Annotated in this window: 24 protein-coding genes, 1 pseudogene and 1 riboswitch; of the genes and pseudogenes, 17 read left to right on the forward strand and 8 right to left on the reverse strand. The window is 48.4% G+C overall.

Annotated features, from left to right (window positions below):
• Positions 1-18 precede the first annotated feature (18 nt).
• The gene (solA, locus tag ACUUHJ_RS04905; RefSeq protein ID WP_472301145.1) at positions 19-1,161 is read right to left on the reverse strand and encodes an N-methyl-L-tryptophan oxidase; all 1,143 of its coding nucleotides are present in this window, start codon (positions 1,159-1,161) and stop codon (positions 19-21) included.
• A 176-nt stretch (positions 1,162-1,337) separates the two neighbouring features.
• On the opposite strand from solA, the gene ACUUHJ_RS04910 reads away from it, so the two are divergent.
• From ACUUHJ_RS04910 to motB, 8 genes and pseudogenes are all read left to right on the forward strand, one after another.
• The gene (locus tag ACUUHJ_RS04910) at positions 1,338-3,065 is read left to right on the forward strand and encodes a methyl-accepting chemotaxis protein (RefSeq protein WP_472298383.1); all 1,728 of its coding nucleotides are present in this window, start codon (positions 1,338-1,340) and stop codon (positions 3,063-3,065) included.
• A 240-nt stretch (positions 3,066-3,305) separates the two neighbouring features.
• Positions 3,306-4,077, forward strand: a pseudogene (locus ACUUHJ_RS04915) (ankyrin repeat domain-containing protein).
• A gap of 103 nt (positions 4,078-4,180) precedes the next feature.
• Complete coding sequence (locus ACUUHJ_RS04920; RefSeq protein WP_289676239.1) at positions 4,181-4,783, forward strand: flavin reductase family protein; 603 nt, start codon at positions 4,181-4,183, stop codon at positions 4,781-4,783.
• Between the two features lie 112 nt (positions 4,784-4,895).
• Positions 4,896-5,138, forward strand: a complete 243-nt coding sequence (locus ACUUHJ_RS04925; protein WP_289676240.1) for a helix-turn-helix domain-containing protein — start codon at positions 4,896-4,898, stop codon at positions 5,136-5,138.
• A 4-nt stretch (positions 5,139-5,142) separates the two neighbouring features.
• A complete protein-coding gene (gene def / locus ACUUHJ_RS04930) occupies positions 5,143-5,658 on the forward strand; it encodes a peptide deformylase (protein ID WP_289676241.1) in 516 nt (171 codons plus the stop codon).
• Between the two features lie 96 nt (positions 5,659-5,754).
• Entirely contained in the window at positions 5,755-6,486 is a 732-nt protein-coding gene (locus tag ACUUHJ_RS04935) for a ZIP family metal transporter (RefSeq protein ID WP_064202362.1), read from the forward strand.
• 91 nt (positions 6,487-6,577) lie between these two features.
• The gene (gene motA, locus ACUUHJ_RS04940) at positions 6,578-7,393 is read left to right on the forward strand and encodes a flagellar motor stator protein MotA (RefSeq protein WP_289676242.1); all 816 of its coding nucleotides are present in this window, start codon (positions 6,578-6,580) and stop codon (positions 7,391-7,393) included.
• Positions 7,386-8,195 (forward strand): flagellar motor protein MotB, encoded by an 810-nt coding sequence (motB, locus tag ACUUHJ_RS04945; RefSeq protein WP_064202361.1) that lies wholly within the window; start codon positions 7,386-7,388, stop codon positions 8,193-8,195. The genes motA and motB overlap by 8 nt, the downstream gene beginning before the upstream one ends.
• A 513-nt stretch (positions 8,196-8,708) precedes the next feature.
• Here the strand turns inward: motB and ACUUHJ_RS04950 are convergent.
• Positions 8,709-9,089: a winged helix-turn-helix transcriptional regulator gene (locus tag ACUUHJ_RS04950; protein ID WP_472298384.1), complete on the reverse strand. Its 381-nt coding sequence runs from the start codon at positions 9,087-9,089 to the stop codon at positions 8,709-8,711.
• A 188-nt stretch (positions 9,090-9,277) separates the two neighbouring features.
• On the opposite strand from ACUUHJ_RS04950, the gene ACUUHJ_RS04955 reads away from it, so the two are divergent.
• Positions 9,278-10,096 (forward strand): alpha/beta hydrolase family protein, encoded by an 819-nt coding sequence (locus tag ACUUHJ_RS04955; protein ID WP_472298385.1) that lies wholly within the window; start codon positions 9,278-9,280, stop codon positions 10,094-10,096.
• Positions 10,097-10,122: 26 nt separating this feature from the next.
• On the opposite strand, the gene ACUUHJ_RS04960 is transcribed toward ACUUHJ_RS04955, so the two are convergent.
• A complete protein-coding gene (locus tag ACUUHJ_RS04960) occupies positions 10,123-10,593 on the reverse strand; it encodes a low molecular weight protein-tyrosine-phosphatase (protein ID WP_472298386.1) in 471 nt (156 codons plus the stop codon).
• Between the two features lie 68 nt (positions 10,594-10,661).
• Here ACUUHJ_RS04960 and atoS point away from each other — a divergent pair, with 68 nt between their 5' ends.
• The 6 genes from atoS (at position 10,662) to ACUUHJ_RS04990 (ending at position 17,491) form a co-directional block, all read left to right on the forward strand.
• Positions 10,662-12,485, forward strand: a complete 1,824-nt coding sequence (gene atoS / locus ACUUHJ_RS04965) for a two-component system sensor histidine kinase AtoS (RefSeq protein WP_472298387.1) — start codon at positions 10,662-10,664, stop codon at positions 12,483-12,485.
• Positions 12,485-13,888: a sigma-54-dependent transcriptional regulator gene (locus tag ACUUHJ_RS04970; protein ID WP_289676246.1), complete on the forward strand. Its 1,404-nt coding sequence runs from the start codon at positions 12,485-12,487 to the stop codon at positions 13,886-13,888. The genes atoS and ACUUHJ_RS04970 overlap by 1 nt, the downstream gene beginning before the upstream one ends.
• A gap of 166 nt (positions 13,889-14,054) precedes the next feature.
• Positions 14,055-15,377 (forward strand): short-chain fatty acid transporter, encoded by a 1,323-nt coding sequence (locus tag ACUUHJ_RS04975; protein WP_289676248.1) that lies wholly within the window; start codon positions 14,055-14,057, stop codon positions 15,375-15,377.
• Positions 15,378-15,457: 80 nt separating this feature from the next.
• A riboswitch (guanidine-I (ykkC/yxkD leader) is annotated at positions 15,458-15,561 on the forward strand.
• A gap of 141 nt (positions 15,562-15,702) precedes the next feature.
• Positions 15,703-16,056 carry a DMT family transporter gene (locus ACUUHJ_RS04980; RefSeq protein WP_289676249.1) on the forward strand — a complete coding sequence of 118 codons (354 nt, stop codon included), beginning with the start codon at positions 15,703-15,705 and terminating at the stop codon, positions 16,054-16,056.
• Positions 16,053-16,367 (forward strand): DMT family transporter, encoded by a 315-nt coding sequence (locus tag ACUUHJ_RS04985; protein WP_472298388.1) that lies wholly within the window; start codon positions 16,053-16,055, stop codon positions 16,365-16,367. The genes ACUUHJ_RS04980 and ACUUHJ_RS04985 overlap by 4 nt, the downstream gene beginning before the upstream one ends.
• Before the next feature lie 146 nt (positions 16,368-16,513).
• Positions 16,514-17,491, forward strand: coding sequence for a cation diffusion facilitator family transporter (locus ACUUHJ_RS04990; protein WP_472298389.1), 978 nt, complete (start codon positions 16,514-16,516; stop codon positions 17,489-17,491).
• Between the two features lie 67 nt (positions 17,492-17,558).
• Here ACUUHJ_RS04990 and ACUUHJ_RS04995 read toward each other — a convergent pair whose 3' ends face one another.
• From ACUUHJ_RS04995 to sspK, 5 genes are all read right to left on the reverse strand, one after another.
• Positions 17,559-18,896, reverse strand: a complete 1,338-nt coding sequence (locus tag ACUUHJ_RS04995) for a hemolysin family protein (protein ID WP_289676252.1) — start codon at positions 18,894-18,896, stop codon at positions 17,559-17,561.
• A gap of 216 nt (positions 18,897-19,112) precedes the next feature.
• The gene (locus ACUUHJ_RS05000) at positions 19,113-20,225 is read right to left on the reverse strand and encodes a site-2 protease family protein (protein ID WP_472298390.1); all 1,113 of its coding nucleotides are present in this window, start codon (positions 20,223-20,225) and stop codon (positions 19,113-19,115) included.
• 67 nt (positions 20,226-20,292) lie between these two features.
• Positions 20,293-20,595, reverse strand: coding sequence for an iron-sulfur cluster biosynthesis family protein (locus ACUUHJ_RS05005; RefSeq protein WP_016738886.1), 303 nt, complete (start codon positions 20,593-20,595; stop codon positions 20,293-20,295).
• Positions 20,596-20,738: 143 nt separating this feature from the next.
• The gene (locus ACUUHJ_RS05010; RefSeq protein WP_142498342.1) at positions 20,739-21,095 is read right to left on the reverse strand and encodes a DUF3905 domain-containing protein; all 357 of its coding nucleotides are present in this window, start codon (positions 21,093-21,095) and stop codon (positions 20,739-20,741) included.
• Between the two features lie 613 nt (positions 21,096-21,708).
• The gene (gene sspK, locus ACUUHJ_RS05015; protein WP_007724732.1) at positions 21,709-21,840 is read right to left on the reverse strand and encodes a small acid-soluble spore protein K; all 132 of its coding nucleotides are present in this window, start codon (positions 21,838-21,840) and stop codon (positions 21,709-21,711) included.
• A 98-nt stretch (positions 21,841-21,938) separates the two neighbouring features.
• Here sspK and ACUUHJ_RS05020 point away from each other — a divergent pair, with 98 nt between their 5' ends.
• Both ACUUHJ_RS05020 and ACUUHJ_RS05025 read left to right on the forward strand, forming a co-directional pair.
• A complete protein-coding gene (locus ACUUHJ_RS05020; protein ID WP_289676257.1) occupies positions 21,939-22,214 on the forward strand; it encodes a DUF3886 domain-containing protein in 276 nt (91 codons plus the stop codon).
• Positions 22,214-22,360 carry a hypothetical protein gene (locus tag ACUUHJ_RS05025; protein ID WP_007724729.1) on the forward strand — a complete coding sequence of 49 codons (147 nt, stop codon included), beginning with the start codon at positions 22,214-22,216 and terminating at the stop codon, positions 22,358-22,360. The genes ACUUHJ_RS05020 and ACUUHJ_RS05025 overlap by 1 nt, the downstream gene beginning before the upstream one ends.
• Positions 22,361-22,387: the final 27 nt, after the last annotated feature.

Genomic DNA, 22,387 nt, shown 5'->3' on the forward strand with positions numbered 1-22,387 from the left:
GCGAGAGGCTTTTTTCACTCATGCTGGACAAGAAAATCGCTTCCAAGAAAACATAGACAGGTCAAGGGAAGCAGCTCCCTCTACTAGCAGTTGGCTGGTGGCTTCCCCGATCGCACTGGCAAATTTAAAACCGTGCCCGGAAAAGCCAGCTGCAAATACAAGCTGTGGATGTTCAGGATGACGGTCAATGACGAAATGCTCATCCGGTGTCATAGTGTAGATGCATACCTTGCCTTGGCGCAATGGTCCTGCTGCTCCAGGCATATACGCTTCCAAAAAAGAGCGAACACAGCCTTCGTCCGACAAATAGGTGCCAAAGGTACGTTCCAGTTTATCGGGATCGATGGCGTGCCCACCGTCATGGCGTCCGATTTTTACACCAGCGCCATCAAAACTGGGAAATCCGTAGAACATGGAGTCATGAAGGCGAAAGATGAAGGCGGGAAAGCCATCCGCACTGTACTGGCCCTCATCTGCACCAAACCAGGCGACCGTTTTGCGTGTAGGCTTAAGCGGGATGGACAAGCCCAATGAGTCAAGGAGAGTACCATTCCAAGCACCGGCAGATAGCAGGACTTTATCGCCGTGGTAGCTGGCAGATTCCGTATGCACAATGAACCCATTTTCTGCTGGTTCCAACTGGGTGACTGGCGTGTTCGTCAACAGTGTGGCTCCTGAGGCGAGGGCGAGCTCTCGATAGGCACGAATGCCGTTTTCGCAAAAAAGCACACCTGAGGTAGGCTCCAGGCAACCGTAGTAATCAGCAGGCAGATTGATTCCTGGCCAGCGTTGCATGACCTCATCGGCACTGAGTACTTCCAGGGGAAGAGAGTACTGCTCGGCGCTCTCCCGAATTTCATTCAGGAAAGTACAATTCAAGGGTCCAGCGTTCAAAACACCCGTTTTGGCGAAGATTGGTATACCAGACGCTTGTTCGAGTTCTGACCACAACTGTTGTGCCCGCAATGCGAGCGGGACGTACTGTTTTCCTTCTCCGTATGCATGGCGAATGATACGGGTATCCCCATGATGGCTTCCCATCGTGTGTGGGGGATCAAAGGCATCGATCATGAGTGTACGCACGCCCTGTTTGGCCAAATAGTAGCCAGCTGCCATTCCCATCGATCCTGCTCCCACAATAATGACGTCGTAGTTTTGCATCATCAGCCCTCCATTCCGCTTATTTTCATCTATCTTACAGGAGTTTTCTAAATTGTGGATTTTAATTTTTTGTGTAAAGATCCATTTTTTTGTGTGCAATAAGGTTTATTCCATCAGTTGGGAGGGAATAGGAGATTACGCTATCATCATATGTCAAGAAAAGTGGTGTTTACGAAATGAAATGGACGATCGGAAAAAAATTGGCTAGTGCGTACGCGTTGATCCTGGTCATCATGCTGTTTATGGGGATCACGACCATTACCAAGATGCAGCAGATGAATCAGAAGATGGTGGAAATGAATACGAACTTGCGCCCAGGTCTGGAAGCTATTTTGAAGATCAACATGACGCTGGAAACTGTTTACGGAGTTACGCAAACCATGCTTACTTCAGAGAGCATGGATGAAAAGAACAAGTACGCAAAGCAAGTCGAAGACCAATTTGCCTATATGGATGGCTTATTGGCCAGCTATGAAAAAACGGTTTTCAATGAAGAGGACCGTAACAATTATGAAGGATTGAAGCAGGCGCTAAAAAAATACGAGGAAATCAGTCCGGAATACGTGGCAATTGCCAAAAAGGTCGACATCAGAAGGCCAGCTACCGATGCAGACATGGCCGAGCTGGATCGCATCAAGAAAAAAGGCAGTGAATTGTTTGTAGAACGCAAGAAGTATTTGGATGCAATGATAACGTACAACAGTGAGGGCGCACAACGCGCTGGCACAGAAAGCGCGGAACTGTATGAGTCAGTCAAGCGGGATCTGATTATTATTATGGTGATCTCTGTCATCGCATGTGTAGTGCTGGCTGTCGTACTGACGTCAAGCATCCGTCGACCGATCTTGCGTTTGATGGAAGAGATGAAGAAAGTGGCTGATGGTGATTTACGTGTGGAGCCATTGGTTGTCAAAAGTCGTGACGAGATTTTGGATCTGGCGAATTCGTTCAATGAGATGACTAGCAGTTTAACTACAGTCATTCGTCAGGTAGGCGGAACTTCCGAGCTGGTAGCCTCATCAGCTGAGCAATTGACGGCAAGTGCAGATCAGACGAGCAGGGCCACTGAACAAATTGCTGTTACTGTTCAAGAAGTGGCAGCAGGTGTTGATCGCCAGGTAGCGAGTGTGGAGAATGGGGCGAAATCCATTGATGATATGTCACGAGGAATTCGTCAAATCGCAAATAACGCACAGCAAACATCCAATATGGTGAGCGAAGTCGCCAACATGGCAGGAGAAGGGAACCAGTCGATTCAGGCAGCCGTTCAACAAATGAATGCGATCCACGATTCCATGCGTGAGCTCGCATCCGTAGTAGATGGTCTGGGCAATCATTCTCAAGCAATTGGAGAGATCATCGAGGTTATTACAGGCATCGCGGATCAGACCAATCTGCTCGCCCTCAATGCTGCGATTGAAGCAGCACGCGCAGGAGAGCACGGACGTGGATTCGCGGTTGTTGCAGATGAAGTACGGAAGCTGGCAGAGCAATCAGCACAGTCCGCCCAAAAAATCGCGCAGTTGATCAGTACGATTCAGACAGATACAAAAGTTGCGGTCGAATCGATGGAAACAGGCACACGGGAAGTACAAGAAGGAATTCGCGTCGTTCATCGTGCAGGCGAAACCTTCGGTCAAATTCAGAACTCGATTAGCACAGTAGCCGACCAGATTCATGATGTGTCTGCATCTGCCCAGGAAGTGTCCGCCCATTCCGAACAGGTCGTACAAGCGATGGAGCTGGTCAGCGAGGTTTCCAACTTGACTGCTGATGGCACGCAAAACGTTTCCGCTGCTACACAGCAGCAGCTCGCTTCTATGGAGGAAATCGCTTCGTCGGCAACAGCTCTTTCCAACATGGCAGAAGAGCTGCAGCACATGATTCGCCGATTCAAAGTATAGGCATGGTATATACCGTCTAAACGAACGCAAAAACGCCAACGTGATTGGCGTTTTTTTCTTTCCATTGTCATTTTTTTAGAAAAAGTTAATCTTTAGGAAATAGTTCATTAAGAACAGGTTTAGTAGGAGTTTATCTCTACGGACTACGATGGATTCAGAGGTTTAACAGGCAACCTACGCTCGGTACGCAACCGGGCTTAGACCTATATCTCCATCACATACCAAGGAGGAAGGTGCCGAATGTACAAACTCATCCTCACTGCAATCCCATTCGGAATGCTGCTGACAGGCTGCATGGATGAATCGTCCACAACAGCTCCGGCTGTAACGACCGCACAGCAGCAACAACAACCAGCGACACCACAGCCACTACAGCAACGATCTCAACCAGGGAAAAAACCAACGCTATCTCAAGAAGAAGTGAAAGAACTGAACAAAAAACTGCTCTTTGCAGCAGCCGAGGGCAAAACCGATGAAGTCAAGGCTAGCTTGGCAGCAGGGGCTGAGATAAACGCACAGGATGATCGTGGAAGAACAGCGGCGATGGCAGCAACACACGGCAACCATGTGGAAATAGTGAAGGTCCTCATTGAAGCAGGTGCTGACATCAATATTCAGGACGACCGGCAAGATAACCCGTTCTTGTATGCAGGAGCAGAAGGATACCTAGAAATATTGAAGCTGGTTATCGATGCAGGTCCAGATACGAAGATTTACAACCGCTTCGGAGGAACACCATTGATACCGGCGGCAGAACATGGGTATGTGGAAGTAGCAAAGGAACTTCTTACTCGGACGGATGTAGACGTCAACCATGTGAACAATCCCGATGATGGAAGCAATCGTATTGAACGATGGCGGAAAAAACCAACAAGAGATGATCCAACTGCTAATCGACCACGGCGCTGATGTAAACATCCCGGATAGCGAAGGAAAAACACCTCTATATCGTGCAAAAGAACGGGGTTATCACGAGATTGTACAAATCCTGCAAAAAGCAGGAGCACGCTAATATACGGAGATAAGATTACATTCACACTTCGAGCGCAATGGAAATATTCCTCGACTAGAATAAGTCGTAGCAAGATTGATTCTAGTCAAGGGAGGCTATGTTCATGACAAGCCATACGACCATTCAACCGAAGATTTTATATTATGGAACTCCCGTTGTCCTGTTGACCACTGAAAATGAAGATGGTTCAACGAATATCAGTCCCATTTCATCGTCATGGGCGTTAGGAAATTACGTCATTCTGGGGCTCGGGTTCGGCTCGCATGGATTGGAAAATTTGCGACAACGTCCGGAGTGTGTTATCAATTTGCCGGATGCCTCGATGTGGCAGCAAGTGGAAGCGTTGGCTCCGCTAACAGGCCGTAATCCCGTACCTGACTATAAAAGGGAGCTGGGCTTCCGCTATGAAGCGAATAAGTTTCAGGCAGCCAATTTTACTCCTGTTGACTCTGCTATCGTTCGTCCAAAGCGAGTGGGAGAATGCCCGCTTCAACTTGAAGCAGTTGTTCGCACCATCCGTTTTCCGGAATATGCCGACATGTTTGCGATCGTAGAGACAGAAGTGCGTCACGTCCATGCAGACAAACAGATTGTACAGAGTGCTCATCACGTGAACCCCCAAGCGTGGAATCCGCTGATCTACAACTTCCGCCATTATTTTGGTCTCGGTGATCAGTTGGGAAAAACATATCGATCAGAAACATAGAACGTCAAAAACGCCAAGTTTTTGGCGTTTTTGGATTTTGGAATGCAACATATGATATATTAGGTGTTGCCTAATAAAGTTAGTTAGTACCGAAAAAATGAGGGGTGAGTAGATGCTTGTCTGGATGTTGCGAAAAGTAATGGCAGAAAGAGGAGTTTGGACGGGAGCCGCTTTAGCAAGGCTGTTGAAAGAGAAAGCAAATTACAGTCTGTCTCCAGCCTCCATCAGCGCTTTACTAACCAGTCAGCCCAAACAAATGAAAACCGAGACACTTGATGCACTCTGTACAGCGCTAGAGTGTACACCAAATGACTTGTGGGCATATACACCGCCTAATAGAGTGAAGGGAGTATAAAAATATGGCAGTGAAACAGATTTTGCCGTTTGGAGACCCGATTCTGCGCAAAGTAGCGAAGCCAGTGGAAGAGCTGAATGAGAAAACGTTCAAGCTACTGGATGAGATGGCAGAAACCTTATATGCTGCGGACGGCCGTGCTGGCCTTGCCGCACCTCAAATAGGCATTCTTCGCAGGGTGGTTGTCATGGATTGCGGAGATGGATTAATTGAGCTCATTAACCCAGAAATCATCGAAAGAAGTGGCGAACAAATCGGAATGGAGGCTTGCTTATCTTTTCCGGGTTACTATGGCAATGTAAAGAGAGCCCAGCATGTAAAAGTAAAGACATTGAACAGACAAGGCGAGGAAATGATCCTTGCGGGAGACGGATTCCTTGCTGTTTGCATGCAGCATGAAATCGATCATTTAGACGGAATTTTATTTGTGGATCATGTTCAGGAAAAATGGCTGTATCATGAAAAAACAAGGCAAAAAGTCGATGTGCTGGATGTGATCCGCTTAACAAAAAAGGCCTAACAAAAAGGCGTACCGTTCCCATTCGGGAAATATGATAGTAGAAGGCCGTTTGTTCCGGATATCTGAAGAGCGGCATTATTACGTGGAGGAACATACATGGAACAACTACTGATAGGTAGCTTTCTATCTGCCATGGCTACAGGTGTGGGCGCCTTGCCTATCCTTTTTTTTAAGTCGGTATCACATCGATGGCGGGATATATTGCTGGCGTTTACGGCTGGAATTATGGTGGCTGCCTCGACATTCAGTCTGATCCCACAGGCACTTCAGAGCGCGCCATTTATTATCGTTTGTTTGGGAGTGCTTACCGGAACATTGATGCTTACAGTGTTGGAAAGCATTGTCCCGCATATCGATCTGGAGCATACGAGAATCAACATTTCGATGGATTCGCAATCGCTGCTAATCTTGGCCGCGATTACCTTGCACAATATACCAGAGGGCTTGTCCGTGGGCGTGAGCTATTCGAGTGAACAGTCTGGCTTGGGTGGCATGATATCTTTTGCAATCGGTCTGCAAAATGCCCCAGAAGGCTTCCTGGTTGCTCTCTTCCTGATCAATCAAAAGGTTAGTCGCTTCAAGGCCTTTATGTTAGCAACGCTGACCGGAGCAGTCGAAATCGTCTCCGGGATCTGTGGCTATTACCTGACCTCTGTGGTTCACGGGTTGGTGCCATATGGGCTTTCCTTTGCTGCCGGCGCGATGTTGTTTATCGTTTACAAGGAACTCATTCCCGAAAGTCATGGTGATGGTCATGCTCGTTCCGCTACTTTTTCGTTCATCCTAGGACTTTTGGTCATGATTGGACTAGTTCAGTCGTTCGGATAAGCTGTTTTTTTCGAAAAGCCTCACAAGTGAGCGCAAAAATTCCGAAACCATATATAGATAGATTTCGATTATGGAAGTAGGGAGTGTCACGATGGAAAAGTCTACCTTGATAGGTATAGTTTTAGGTATTATCGCAGTGGTGGTCGGGATGATCTTGAAGCATGCAAGTCCTATGTCATTACTGAATCCAGCAGCAATTATGATCATCATCGTAGGTACTATTGCTGCCCTTTTCAACGCATTTCCCATGTCGGAAATCAAGCGTATTCCTGCTCTTTTCAAGATAATTTTTAAAGAACAAAAGCTCCCTGAAAAAAGAGAAATGATCGGTCAGTTTATGAACTGGGCTTCCATCGCTCGTCGCGAAGGATTGCTTGCACTGGAAAACACTTCTGATGAGATTGAAGATCCATTTCTGCGTAACGGTATGAAAATGATCATTGATGGTGGGGAACCGGATTTTGTTCGCGATGTTCTGAATGAAGAAATTCACGCCATTGAAGAGCGCCATCAGGCAGGGGCCCTTGTCTTTAGCCAAGCGGGAAGCTACGCTCCGACTCTCGGGGTATTGGGTGCGGTTGTCGGTCTGATTGCCGCCTTGGGTAACTTGAGTGACATCGATGCATTGGGTATCTCGATTGCGGCTGCGTTCGTAGCTACCTTGCTCGGTATTTTCACGGGTTACGTATTATGGCACCCGTTCGCGACCAAGCTCAAACGAAAATCAAAGGCAGAAATTGAAATCAAAAAAATCATGGTCGAAGGATTGCTCTCCATTCAAGCGGGTGTATCCCCGACTGCGATTGAGCAAAAGCTGCTGGTTTACATTCCATACCAAGAGCGTGCGGAAATGAAAGAAGAAATGAAGGAAGAGAAGAGGGAGGAAGGAGCTGCGGTAAATGGCTAAGCGACCAAAGAGACATGCTCATCATGAAGAGCATATGGACGAGTCTTGGCTAATTCCATACGCGGACTTGCTTACCCTTCTGCTTGCTTTGTTTATCGTGTTGTTCGCCTCTAGCGAGATGGATGCGAAGAAGTTCGACCAAATGGTTCGGTCCTTCAGCGTTGCAATCAACGGCGGTACGGGAGTCATGAACTACCCAAGCCCGGTACCCCTAGACCCGCAGCTTCAGCAGCAAACCTTGCACAAAGGCGCACAGGAAGCAGAAAAACAGAAGACAGAAGAAGAAAAGCGTCTGGAAGAAGCGGTCCGCAAAGAGACAGAGGACTTGAAAAAGCTACAGACAAAGCTGGACGGATACATTCAGCAAAACAAGCTACAGGACAAGCTCCAGACGAAGCTGACCGATGAAGGTCTGCTGATCACCATTTTGGACAATGCGTTGTTTGACTCCGGTAAAGCTGATCTGAAACCGGAAGCGAGAAAGCTTGCGAGTGAAATGGCAGGAATGCTGGTGCCGCACCCGAAAAAAGTGACTGTAACCGGTCATACGGACAATGTGCCGATTCGCCGTGCAGAGTTCCCATCCAACTGGGATCTCAGTGCCAAACGTTCCGTTAACTTCTTAAAGGTGCTTCTGGAAAACAAGAATCTAGACCCGACGAAGTTCAGCGCGACAGGCTTGGGAGAATACCATCCGGTAGCGCCGAATACGACGGATGAAGGCAGAGCGAAAAACAGACGGGTAGAGGTAGCGATCCTGCGTGATCTGGCTTCTCCTCCGAAAAATACTGTGAATCCGTAATAACAAAAAGGATAGCTTCCTCGGGAGGCTATCCTTTTTTGTTTTTGTTTATAGTAGCTGTAGTGGAGGGGAAGAAGCCCATTTCCAGTCTACGCTTCGGCCTACGCCCCGCAAGGGGTTAGACTGTCCGCTCCGAAATAAATGTCGGGAGCGCTTCGGAGCTAGGTAGGGCTCCAGAGGCGCTCGGACTGGAAATGTTCTTCTTCCCAAGCAGCTAGTGTTTACTTCTTGGAAGCAGCATTCATGAGGTCTATTTCTTTTTTATTAAAAGAAGGTGGAATGACAACAGTTCGCAGAGGAAACAGGAGAAAACAGCGAAGATCTTTGGACACACCTACCGAGGCGCAGTGAAAAAAAGAGAAACTGCCTTTAGCGTCCACCTCTGAGAAGCCCCCTGGATCATCGACTTTGGACGCGGTTTCTCTTTTTTTCACGGAGCCGGGCACCCCCTGCTCCCGCGCAGGTGTTCCAAGAATCTGAGCGTTTTCTCCTGTTTCCTCCCCACCACAGCAGCTATACAGAGTTCTCCCCCAATTCCAGCTTCAACTGCCCCATCCGCATTTCGCCCCACTCATACATCATTTCTACTATAGGCAATAAAGTCATCCCCAACTCCGTCATGGAATACTCCACGCGCGGGGGAACCTCCGGGTATACTTCCCGGTGAACAATGCCGTCTTCGATTAGCTCTTTTAACTGATTCGTCAGCATTTTATGAGTGATTTTTGGGAACAGCCGTTGCAGCTCACTGAAGCGATGCGGGCCTTCTACCCCTAAATGCCACAGGATCACGACTTTCCATTTTCCGCTGAACATAGACAAGGTCAGCTCCTTGGAACAGGTGAAATCGCCGTTTTTGATTTTGTCCAAGGTTTCTTTCCGCAAATCAGACATATTTTTCTCCTCACAATTCTATCTTCGGTCCAACAGCTCTTCTTATATTGCGACACGTTCCCCTCCATCATAAACCGTACAGGATGATTTTTCATTGAGTTTTCCGGTTCATCTTGACAGCGTTCATGAAAATGAAGATAATAAAAATAATAACTAAGTAAACAACTCGGAATACTAAAATAAAAGAGGTGAGTTCTTTGGAACGGATTTTACAAATACCCAGCGACACGATTTCGTTGACGGCTACCCTGCATGAACCTACATGCACAACAGGCAAGACCAGAGTGAAATACCCGTTGGTTGTCATTTGCCATGGCTTTATCGGCAGTCGGATTGGAGTGAACCGCTTGTTTGTAAAAGCTGCCAGAGAATTAACTTCACACGGTTTTGGCGTACTGCGCTTCGATTACGGAGGCTGCGGGGAAAGCGATGGCGATTATGGAGCTGGTGGTTTGGACGTCTTGCTTGCACAAACACGAGATGTTCTCGACCATGTTTTCACACTGGAACAGGTAGATCAGGAGCGTGTGTGCCTGCTAGGGCATAGTTTGGGTGGTGCGGTCAGTGTGCTGACAGCGAGCCAGGATAAACGAATACACTCCCTCATTCTATGGGCACCGGTAGCACGTCCCTTCGATGATATCGTTCGGATCGTGGGGGAAAAGGAATACAAGGAAGCACTTTCATACGGCAAAACGGATCATTTGGGCTACGGATTGGAGAATCGCTTTTTTCAGTCGCTCGGTACTGCTCTCCCATTACGTCAAGCCAAGCAGTTTGAGGGAGATGTGTTAATCCTGCATGGCAATCGGGATGACGTCATTGCGGTGGATGCCATGTTTCATTATGAGCGAGAGCTGCATCTGCGGAGACGGGGGAGTTGCGAAACAGAAGTAGTTGTAGGGGGAGATCATACCTTTTCCTCGGCGGACAGCTACAAGCGCTTGATTGCGAGTACGAAGAGCTGGTTGAATCGACTGGTTGAGAAGGAGACGGTTGCCGTATAAGAAAAAGGGATGGCCCTGATGACGGGCTATCCCTTTTTTGCGATATTGGCTTTGATTTCGTTCAAGAGCCCGCGGCAACCCGCATTCACCAGGTCATACACATACGTGAATCGCCCCGTATAATAAGGGTCTTCCACATTTTGTTCCTGAGCAGAATCGGCAAAGTCGAGCAGGCGGTACACCTTTTTCCCTGAAGGCCCCATTTGCTTGAGTGCGGACAAATTTTCCTCATCCATGCAGACGATATAGTCGTACTCCGAGAAGTCCTCTGTGACAATTTGGCGAGCACGCAGTGTGTCATGGGCAATCCCATTCTCGGTCAACACTTTTTGTGTACCTTTGTGCGGAGGTTCACCTGCGTGCCAGCCACCGATCCCCGCTGAATCGATGGAGATTTCCCCTGCCAATCCCTCAGACTCTACGAGATGGCGAAATACGGCTTCGGCCATGGGCGAGCGGCAAATATTGCCCAGACAAACGAACAAAACGGTTGTCATATATACGTTCCTCTCTTCCTGTGTGTGATGCTTCTGTATGTTAGAATACCATAAGGAGGCAATCTGCAATGAAAACATATCTGTACCGCATACGTTTTGTCATGGCTGTCATTGTTGTTACCATTTTACCGATTATCATTACCGGAATCGTATTGGTAAAATCGGCAGAGCAGGCTTTACTGGCGGAAAAGAAACAAAAGCTAATCGCCATCACGCAGCAGCTGGATTTTGCGCTGTCGAAAGATTTTGACACCATTGTCGTGGAAGCTGGATTAGAAAAGGCGGAAAAAGAGCACAAGCTTCAAGCATTAAACGAGAAAATGCAACCGCTTACAGATCGGATCGCTCTAGCCCACCCGGGAATTGGCGTCGGGTATTATTCCGTAGCTCTCGATTCCATCGTGACGTATGGACCCAGCAATGAAATGAGCTTGTACATAGGACAATCGATTAGCGAAACTCACCCGGGTCGTAGTGTCATGCAGACGCGGCAGACTGATGTAGTAATCGGCGAACAAGTACGCGGCAACATCATGAACGCCATGGTTCCACTCATTCGCAATGATCAAGTGATCGGCTATGCTTGGGCGAATGAGCTCATGTCTACGATCGATATACAACTCGCGGGAATGCGACAAAGCATTTATGCGATTTTGGGCATTGGCTGTATGATCGCAGCAGCGGCCAGCGGTTTGCTCGTCCATCGTTTTGAAGTGATTTTGTCAGAAATCAAGTCAGGGTTGAAGCGGCTTAGCCAAGACCTTTCCTTTCGCTTGAGGAAAATGGATGGTGAGCCTGGAGAAATTACAGGTGCGATCAACAATTTGGCGAGTGACTTGCAGGCTAGCCGTAGCCGCACGGAAACAATCATGAATAGCATGGATAGTGGGGTCCTCGCGTTGGATCAGAGCGGGCGCTTGATTGCATGGAATGAGACAGCGATACATATGATTGGCTTCACCTCCAGTCGAGCAAAGGGGATGCACTACACGGAAGTTTTTACAGAGAGTGAGGCTCTCCTTCATATCCTGTTGGATACGCTGCAAAACGGTCAAGCCATCCGAGATGCGATGTGGCGCCATCAGTATCCGGACAGGGGCGTGCTCTGGCTAAAGGTCAGCTCTTCCATTTGGAAAAATACGACAGAGGAAGTGCTGGGGGCGATCGTCGTGCTGGAGGATCGCACACAATGGCGGAGGATGGAGTCAAGGCTGGCTCAAGCTGAGCGACTGGCGGTCATAGGTGAGTGGGCGACTAGCATTGCCCATGAAGTACGCAATCCGTTGACGGCTATCAAAGCCTTCGCCCAGATCATCGAGGAGGAATGGCCAAAAGACCATGGCTCTCGGGAATACACAGGGATTATTGTGGAGGAAGTCGAGCGTCTGAACCGTTTTACTGACGAGCTCTTGTTATTTTCTCGTCCCAATGAAGAGTCGAACGTACCTGTGCGCGTGCAAGAGGTAATCCAGCACACGCTCAAGCTGATGGAACATGCCGAGGGCTTCAACGGAGTGAATGTGCAGCTTGTTTATAACGAGGATATTTCTGCCGTGATGTCTTCACCAGAGTTGTTAAAGCAGGTGTTTTTAAATATATTGCACAACGCACTGCAAGCAAAGCCTATGGAAGGTCGTATCCAGATTGAAATCAAAAACATAAATAATGATGTGCATGTCCAGGTAACGAATGAAGGTCCGCCTATTGCGGAGGAAAATCTGCTGGCTATATTCGAACCGTTTTTCACGACGAAGCAAACGGGTACGGGACTAGGACTGGCGATCTCCCAACGGATTGTGCAAGCATATGGCGGACATATTTTTGCTCAAAATACCCCCGAAGGCGTTTGTTTTACTGTCGTACTGCCGATTCGGGCAAAAGGAGGATTGTGATGACGAGCAAAGTGCTGATCGTAGACGACGAGGCCAATGTGAGAAGGGCATTGTCAACTACGCTGCGCAAAATGGGATACGAGCTCATGGAGGCTGGCAGTGGAGTAGAGGCTTTGGAACAGGTCGAACGCTTTTGCCCGCAAGTCATGCTTTTGGATCTGCGTATGCCCCATTTAGACGGCATGGATACGTTGCGCCGCCTGAACGAGAGAAAGGGAAGGCTCCCGAGAGTCGTGATGATGACTGCCTATGGTTCCGCCAGTGACGTCATGGAGGCAATGAAGCTGGGAGCGTTTGATTATGTGCAAAAGCCATTCGACTTGGGGCAGGTCAAACAAGTCGTTACTCATGCACTCACACAGGGAGAGCTGCTTGAGCAAGGCGAAGTCGGGAAAGTCCTACAGGAAGAGCAAGCGAATCCAAACAGAACCAGCTTGATTGGCCTGAGTCCGGCTATGCAAAACGTGTACAAGCTGGTGGGAAAAGTAGCGATGTCTAAAGCCACTGTTTTGATTGAAGGGGAGAGCGGAACGGGCAAAGAGCTCATTGCAAGAGCGATCCATTCCAATAGCCCGCGGGCGGACAAGCCACTCATTCCCGTCAATTGCGGCGCGATTCCTGAAAATTTGCTGGAGAGTGAGTTGTTTGGCTATGAACGGGGTGCATTTACAGGGGCCGTTCATCGCAAGCAAGGATTGTTGGAGCTTGCGAATGGAGGTACTTTGTTCCTTGACGAAGTAGGAGAACTGAGCCTTTCTTTGCAGGTAAAACTGCTGCGGTTTTTGCAGGATCGTGTATTTATTCGGGTAGGGGGCATCGAGGCTATATCGGTTGACGTTCGCGTGATTGCTGCCACCAATCGTGATTTGCAGGAAAGAATTCGCCAGGAGCTTTTCCGCGAAGATTTATACTACCGGCTCAATGTCGTTCCAATTCGCATGCCGCCGCTTCGTGAGCGAAAAGAGGACATTCCTCTGCTAATCCGTCACTTTCTCGCTAAATATGGAAAAGAGGCAGGGAAGCATGACCTTTGCTTGTCCGCTGCTGCCACGGAAGCGCTAATCGCCTATCACTGGCCAGGCAATGTGCGTCAGCTGGAGAATACGATCGAACGGGCTGTTGTTTTGACCAGAGGGGCAGTTATCGGTCACGAGCATGTCTTATCCCCCATTCAGGATAACAAGATGGGCGAACAGATCCCAGGCCATGGCAAAATCAGCTATGAAGGACGAACCATGCGGGAAATCATTGCCCAGGTTGAGCGGGAAGCAATTGCCCATGCCTTGCGCATAGAACGCGGCAACAAGCTACAGACAGCGAAAAGGCTAGGTATATCACGGCGAGCACTGCTCTATAAGCTGCAAATGTACGGATTGGATTCAGCAATAGGGGAAAGAGACTAATCGCCTGGTGTGCGCAAACAAGTGTCATACTGTGCAAAAAGTAGTCAGCAAAGCAGAGCAATTGTTTTGAAAGCGTATTCATGTTCCTCGAAAAACAGATTGGCATCCCTCTTGCTATATCGGAAGGCATACGTACATGAATGCTTTTTGAAAAGGGGATGAAAATGTGTTTCAAGCCTTAACGAATGCTTCGGTTCGCATGGTGCAACGCTATTTGCCAGACGCCTTTTTATTTGCAATCATTTTGACCTTCCTCGTGTTTGTTGCCGGGATCGTCGTCAATGGCAAAACGCCGATGGAAATGGTCAACTACTGGGGAGGCGGCTTCTGGAGCCTGCTCAGCTTTACGATGCAAATGGTCTTGATCTTGATTACGGGTCATACGCTAGCCAGTACGAATATTTGTAAGCGTGGCTTGAATGCCTTGGGATCACTGGCAAAGACGCCAGGACAAGCGATTGTACTCGTCACAGTCGTTTCCTGTGTAGCCAACTGGATCAATTGGGGATTTGGGCTTGTCATCAGTGCGCTATTGGCACGCGTTCTTGCCAATCAAGTGGAAAGGGTAGACTATCGATTGCTCGTCGCCAGCGCATATGGCGGATTTGTCGTCTGGCATGGAGGGCTTGCTGGCTCTGTTCCTTTGACGATCGCCACGGAAAAGCATAGCCTGGAAAACATCATCGGTGTCATTCCGACCTCGGAAACGATGTTTTCACCAATGAATCTGACCATCGTAGTCGCAATCATGATTGTCCTCCCGATTGTGAACAGATTCATGATGCCTGCCGAAAAAGATACAATTGTATTCAAGGGGGAAGGGATCGCGCAACAAGAAATGGCTGCTGCTGATTTAACAATCGACAATACTCCTGCTTCCAAAATGGAAAACAGTCGTTTGATCTCGGTTCTTGTTTCAGCACTCGGAATTATTTATTTGATTTACTATTTTGCTGATAAAGGCTTTAAGCTGAATTTGGATGTCGTCATCATGGGCTTCTTGTTTCTAGGCATACTCCTTCATGGGACACCGCGCAAGTTTTTGGATGCCATGAATGAGGCGGTGAAAACCACGACAGGCATCGTCGTGCAGTTTCCGTTTTATGCCGGGATCATTGGGATGATGACGGCTTCAGGACTGGCAGCGAGTATCTCTCAATGGTTTATCAGCATCTCGACGCCTACTACCTTTCCGCTGTTCACGTTTTGGAGTGCAGGCCTATTGAACATATTCATTCCTTCTGGTGGAGGGCAATGGGCAGTACAGGGACCAATCATGCTGCCTGTTGCCACTGAGCTGGGCGTTTCCCATGCAAAAGTCGCGATGGCCATTGCTTGGGGGGATGCGTGGACGAACCTGATTCAGCCATTCTGGGCCTTACCTGTGCTAGCTCTTGCTGGATTGGGTGCGAGGGATATCATGGGCTACTGCTTGATGATGCTGATCGTGACAGGCGCCATTATCAGCTTGGGCTTCTTGCTTTTTTAACGAAGCGCGCACGTTCATTGCCAATCGCGGCGTTTTTTGATATGATGATGGCAGTTACCCCAAGAAAAGAACTGCATATGTACGGAGTTTTCTAGGGTTCCGCGGTCAGTCATTTGGCCGGTCAGGACCGAGAGAAAACCCACGACCACGGTCGTGTACACGGAGGGATAAAAGCCCGGGAGGAATATCTGTGATGGTATTCACCCGAGGCTTTTTTTTGCATTCGGAAAGACTGAGCCATCTTGGATGAGTATGTATTTTGGGGAACGATAAAAACGGATACGTCCGTTGCGAAAAGCGAAAAAGAAAGAGGAGGGAGCCAGAAATGGGGAAATATTGGTTGATGGTTGTCGTAGCAGCAGTATTTGAAGTCATGTGGGTAGCGGGCTTGAAGCACGCCGACGGCTTTTGGTCATGGACGTTGACCATCCTAGCGATTATTATCAGCTTTGGTGTTTTGGTCTATTCAGGGAAAAAGCTGCCGACGAGTACGGTTTATGCGATCTTCGTCGGTTTGGGTACGGCTGGTACCGTTATTAGCGAAATGGTTCTGTTTGGGGAACCGTTCAGCTGGGCGAAAGTAGGCTTGATCGCACTTCTTCTGGGCGGAATTCTTGGGTTGAAGCTGGTCACACCGGATCATGAAGAGAAGCCGAAGAGGGAGGGTGAAGTGGCATGACATGGTTATCCTTAATTTTTGCAGGGTTGTTTGAGGTCGTTGGAGTGATGGGGATTACACAAGTTAACCAAAAGCCTTCGTTCCGCTCGTTTGCGGTTCTGATCGGTGGCTTTTCTCTCAGCTTCTTCCTCTTGTCCTGCGCCATGAAAGAAATCCCTATGGGGACAGCCTATGCGGTTTGGACAGGGATTGGTACGGTAGGAAGCGCTCTGGTCGGGATGTTGTTCTATGGAGAAGCAAAAGACAAGCTGCGAATCTTATGCATCGCCATGGTGATTATAGCTGTAGCAGGATTGAAATTAGTAGCATAAGGTAGCCGTATCAAGGAAAGGCAGATGTTCCACTTCGGATGTCTGCCTTTTCTTTGTGTATATGTTCCATTTCTCATAAGGAACACTCCTTACGAATAGGGAATAGTAAAGAAAATCGTCTCGTTCAAGGAGGGAATGGCAACACCATGGGCTCTTTCTGGGCAACGCTAAAAAAGGGAAATACGTCCTCGGCGACAGCGGCCTTGGGGAACACAGGGCTTGCTATCGCAAAAGGCTTTGCAGCTGTGTATAGTGGGAGCGGAGCCATGTTTGCGTCGGCAATGCATTCGGTAGCCGATGCGGTCAACCAGTTCTTCGTCTTCTTTGGCAGCGTGCTTGCAGAGAAAAAACCGACATCAAGGTTCCCTACAGGCTTTGGTCGTGTCATTAACCTTTTCTGTATGGTAGCGGTGATCGTCGTAACCATCATGGCCTACGAAACCATTATCAAAGGCTTTCATCTCATTTCCGAGCCAGCAAAATCCAGCCACTTTTGGCTGAATTTTATCATTCTGTCTCTGGCGGTCATTGTGGATGGGTACGTACTCGTAAAAGTGATGTTCGAAATCGTTCATGAAGCGCGGGTGGAAGCGAAAGGCTTTGCTGTCATCCCAGCAGCCTTTCGAAATGTAGGACGTGCGGCTCCGCCGACACGACTTGTCTTTTACGAAGACATCGTAGCGACGCTCGGTGCGTTATTGGCGCTGATTGCCGTTATCGTCACTACGTTTACTTCCTTTGCCTTGCTGGACGGGATTGCCACCATTCTGATCGGGATTCTCATGGTGGGTGTGGCATTCAAGGTAGGGTACGACAACATGGTCGGTTTAATTGGTATTGCAGCTCCCAAAGAAATCGAGGATCGGGTAGCCAAAGTCATTTTTGCTGATCCAGATGTGACGGACATCAACAAGTTGCGAATTGTACAGGAAGGGCGTTTTTACCATGTGGAGAGCTATGTAGAGCTGCGGACGGGACTGAGTCTTGCTGTGGCGGACGATATTAAATACCGGATTCGCGACAGCTTGCTCACTGACCCGGATATTAGCGATGTGACGATGGGGATTTTGGAGGACAATGGCGAGGACGACTGGAAGCCACTTATGGGGCAGAGAATCACATAGACGAAAAAAAGCCCCCACCAGCGATCTAAGCAGGTGCGGGGCTTTGGTTTGTGCTGAGGTGTGATGATTAGGAGACGGTCAACAGTTCTTGTTGCTCCGATTCATCTTTTTCCAAATGCGTAATCAGAACGCGTGTGACACGGTGATGATCCATCTGCTTGACGGTGAACAGGTGGTTTTCCCATTCTACTGTTGCACCAACAGCGATGTCTTCTTCCAGCTGGCTGTACAGCCAACCACCAATCGTGTCTACATCTTCGGATTCGAGCTCAAACGGAAGATGGTCATTCAGGTCAGCCAACACGAGCATACCGGATACGGAGAGGCCATTATCTAGCTTCTCAATCTCTGGTCTTTCCTCGTCAAACTCGTCTTGGATATCCCCAACGATTTCTTCCAAAATATCTTCCATCGTCACGAGACCGGCTGTTCCGCCGTACTCGTCGATAACAATAGCAAGCTGCGAACGGTTTTTTTGCATCAAACGCAATACCGTGCTGATTTCCATGGTTTCCGGTACGGTCAGGACAGGGCGGAGCAACGAATCGAGCTCTACGCTTCCCTCTTGCAAGGCAGAAAGGTAGAAGTCTGTCGCATGGACAAAACCAATGATGTTGTCCTTGTCCTCAGCTGCAACTGGAAAACGGGTGTGGCGCTGCGATCGAATAATCTCCAGGTTTTCTTCAAAGGTATTCGTCGTATATAAGCAAACCATATCTATGCGCGGGATCATTGTTTCCCGAGCAACGGTTTCGGAGAAGTCAAAAACTTGTTCCACAAGGGCCAATTCGGTTTGGTCGATATGGCCACTTTGGTGACTTTGGTTGACCAGAAGACGAATTTCTTCTTCGGTATGCGCCGCTTCATGTTCTGAGATCGCTTCGAGTCCCAGACGTCTCATGAGAGCGTTGGCGGTTCCGTTCAAGAACCAGATTGCAGGGTAAAGCAATTTATAGAAAAACATCAATGGCGCGGCAACCCACAACGAGGTCATTTCTGCTTTTTGAATGGCCAATGATTTCGGAGCCAACTCACCCAAGACAATGTGGAGGAACGTAATAATCGCAAAGGCTACACCAAAAGAAATCGCGGAGATCGCATATTCAGGCAATCCAGAAGATCCAAGCAAAGGCTCCACAATCATATGGGCAATGGCCGGTTCCCCGACCCAACCCAGTCCCAGCGAGGCGAGAGTGATCCCGACCTGGCAGGCAGATAGGTAAGCGTCTAGCTTATGCGTTACTTTTTGGGCATAGACTGCACGTCTGTTACCTTCATTCACCATCTGTGTCAGGCGCGTTTGCCGCACCTTCACGAGTGAGAACTCTGCGGCTACGAAAAAGCCGTTGAGAAAAACAAGAAATATAACAAGCAGTAGGTTGAGCACTATCGGGACGGTGTCCAAGTAAAAAGTCATCCTCTCTGGAATTTTATGAAAGTACTATTTTCTATTTTACTCTGATTGCGTGGAACGTACAAAAGCGATATACCACCATAGAGGGCGTTTCTGCCCTTTTGGTCGGCAAGAGCGATCCTCAGATAACCGTAGCGCACGTTTTTGCGCTCGGAGAAGGCCGCAGATAGGCATCCATTTTTGTCAAGCAACGCAGAGTGCAAGCGGTTACCTGTGCAGTATTTGTTGGGCGTAGACGAAAAACGCTGACAGTACAGCAGCGAGACCGAGATAGGCAACTAACACTTTCCACTTCGTAGAGGCAGGTGCATCGTAGTACGTAGTGAGCTGGTGCATTTGCTCATCTAGTTCGGTTAACCTCTCTTGCGCCACACGCTCTCCATCACGAAGAGTATCAGATGGGATCGGTCGGTTCGGGTCCGAATTGTAATACAGAACAGGCTCTCGTTCCCACAGTCTGAACAGTTCCCATTTTCTGTTCACATACACTTTATCGAGTCGCTTGAAGTCACGCTGAAGGCGTTGTTTGTCCTGCACAAATGGAACGTAAAATTTCTTCAAATCTTCCTGATTGATCGCATTTACCTCGGCATTCATTTGCGTGCGAACATCCCATGTCGATTCCAGCGCGGGCCATTTGGCTATACTTTGCTGGAAGTCTGCAATCCTTTCACGCTCGTATTGCAGGAGCTTTTGTTGATAGCTGCCACGTAGGCGGTTGTACCACGTAATCAAGCCGATGATGAAAATGATCACAGTAATCGGTCCTGGGTTGGCGAACAGCATTACCCCCAGCCCGACTAACCCGATAAACCAAATCTTCGTCGACAATACCGAAACAATTCGGCCGCCATCCAGCGGGGAGACGGGCAGAAGGTTAAATAAATTGAGCATGGCGCCCAAATAGATAACCAACCCCCAGAAAGGGTCTTGCGTATACCAATACAGCGGAAGGGCAGGCAAGAAAGCAATCATTCCCGCCAAGGGTCCGCCGTAGGCTAAGTACGCCTCCGTTTTTGCATCACGCGGCATGTCCTTCATGGCGATGAAGGCTCCCGCAAAAGGAATAAAGACAGCGGGTGAAGTGGCGATTCCTTTTCGTTTGGCGGCAATCACATGCCCCATTTCGTGGACGAAGATCAGATAGACGAGAGCTACGGCGAATTTCCATCCGTAAAAAGCGGCATACGCCCACAAGGTAATTCCCATGGATATAATGGTGGTTCCGAATTTCGAAAACTTCAGTAAGCTAAGTATCCATTTTAAATTGGCAAGTAAGAAAGCACCGATCGCCAAAAGGACTGAACGGCTTTTTTTCATTGTTTTTCCTCCCAGAAGATATAGGCAGATATTCTTTCTTACGAATCAAGCAGATAGAAGTTTCTGTCTAGTTGCCATCCAGACGAGGATTAGTGAAGTGAAAGCCGTACTCGCCATAGAGCGGATTGTAGCTCAGTTGTCCCCCGTCGAAATACCAGAAATCAGTTGGACGAATGACAAATCGCAACCCCTCTACTTCAAACACAGCATCATCGGTGAGGGCCTCATCTTTTTCAATCGCATAAAACATGCCACCGGTCCCGGGGCCGCTTGTTCGTACATATAATCGAAGTGTATCTCCAGGTACAAACCCGGCATAACGTTGATAGGCAAGGGAAAACGCTGGCTCTATCGCAAGTGTGATACTCATGGACTAGCTCCTTTCTGCTACTTGTCTTCCATTGTAACACAAGTCAGAGTAGTGTCCCGAGACTCAAGGTGCAAGCGCAATCCAAAAACACCCGTCCGGTCAGAAGTGCCTCTGCCGAACGGGCTTGCATGAAAAAGCTGGTATTAGTCCCTACCTTTGCTCACGTCGAGGGTAGGATGCATAAAACGCGCTCTATCTGGTTCTTCTTGATCCTCGAGGAGCTCACGGTTTTCTATCGAGTTCCAGCCAATGTCATTGGTCGGATGTACCCACTCATCCCCTGACATGATGGAGGGGTCGGTTTCTGTGCTCCAGTTGTGTAGGGGAGATTCCTTGGACTCGTACAAGCTGTCACCGATGACGACTCCGAACTCATTGACGAATGGCTTTTGAATCGTACGGGACGAGTTTTTGAAGTCAGGAGCACTGATTTGATGCGGCAGCGTCCCATCGAGGGAAATATCCTTCGTCTGATCGTTCTTTTGCTTCTCGTTATCCATCATCAGGACCTCCTTTTATCCCATAGCATGCATCAGTCACTGACCCCTTATTCGGTTTTGGAAGGGAGCTTGCGCCCAGCCCAAAAGAGACCCAACTGCATATGCTAAAAAACTCCCAAGAGAGTGGGCTGCATTTTTTATTGAGGTCCGCTAATATCATTACGTACTTCGTTTAGATAGTTCTCTGTGTACACCATTTGGGGGCTGGAGAAAAATCCTTCGAAATGTCCTCCCATCGTGGACAAACGGCACTTTTGGGCCCAAAAACACGATCTCGCTCTAGCTCCGTTTTTCTTAGCTTTTCGTCCCTCGAGTTCTTTGGATAAGAACCTCAAAAATACCGTAGTCCAGCCTTATTATGTTCAAAGGACTTTTTCACGATTTGATGGAGAGCATCCATAGGCTTTTGTTTTAGCACTGCGGAAATGTCATTGCTGATATATTTTCGATTTCCTATTCTGAGCCCTTCTTTGTTTAATTTGTCCGCAACCAAAGAAACATTCCCTTCAATTGCATACTCAAGAATGATTCTCTCTTCCAGTCCCCCTAGACTCATCAAACTTTAGAAAGAGTAAAAATCGCCGAGCATAATGGCTGCCCGGCGGTTTTTTTGTTAGCGGTTTTCTTTTAGCCTTTCTTGTGGTTCACTATTAATGGAGCCGTCAGAACGGACAGCCTCGGATTGGGCTTTGGGTCCTCGGATTTCAGCGGTTTTTCCAAAATCTTTTTCTTTGTTACGAACCATGTGATGTCCTCCTCTTTGTGAAAGATGAAGATAGTATGACCCGGATGGGGCCAGAGAATGAGGACAGAATGAGGATAGGGAAAGGGTGGCAATTTCAAATGGCAAAAAAACAACGAAAACCACAACAGCGTCAACCAGAGACAACGACTACGACAGACGCGAAAAGCGGATTGAACAGTTTGAAGGATATGCTGAATGCAGATGCGCTCGGAGCACTCAAGCAGCTTGAAAAAGACATGAAGACAGAAGGCGAGCGCAAAGAAAGGGAAGCAGCTGAACAAAAGCGCCGTGAGCAGGAAGAGCGCGAGCGCAACAAGAGCTTTGCTGAGCTTTTGAACGATTACGAGAAAAAAGGCGGAGGCAAGTACAGCTAATGCGTGATGGACGGCAAACGGACCGACCGGATACTTCCAAAAACGGTTTGATGAAAAAGCGTCAACAAGATATCAAGGACGAGTCCATAAAAGAACGGGGCCGGATGGTCCTCGGTCGATTGGGCAAAAAGGACCCGAAGAAGTGATTTTTTCTCTCTCATTCCCATATAGCT

Source organism: Brevibacillus schisleri (genome assembly GCF_055685845.1).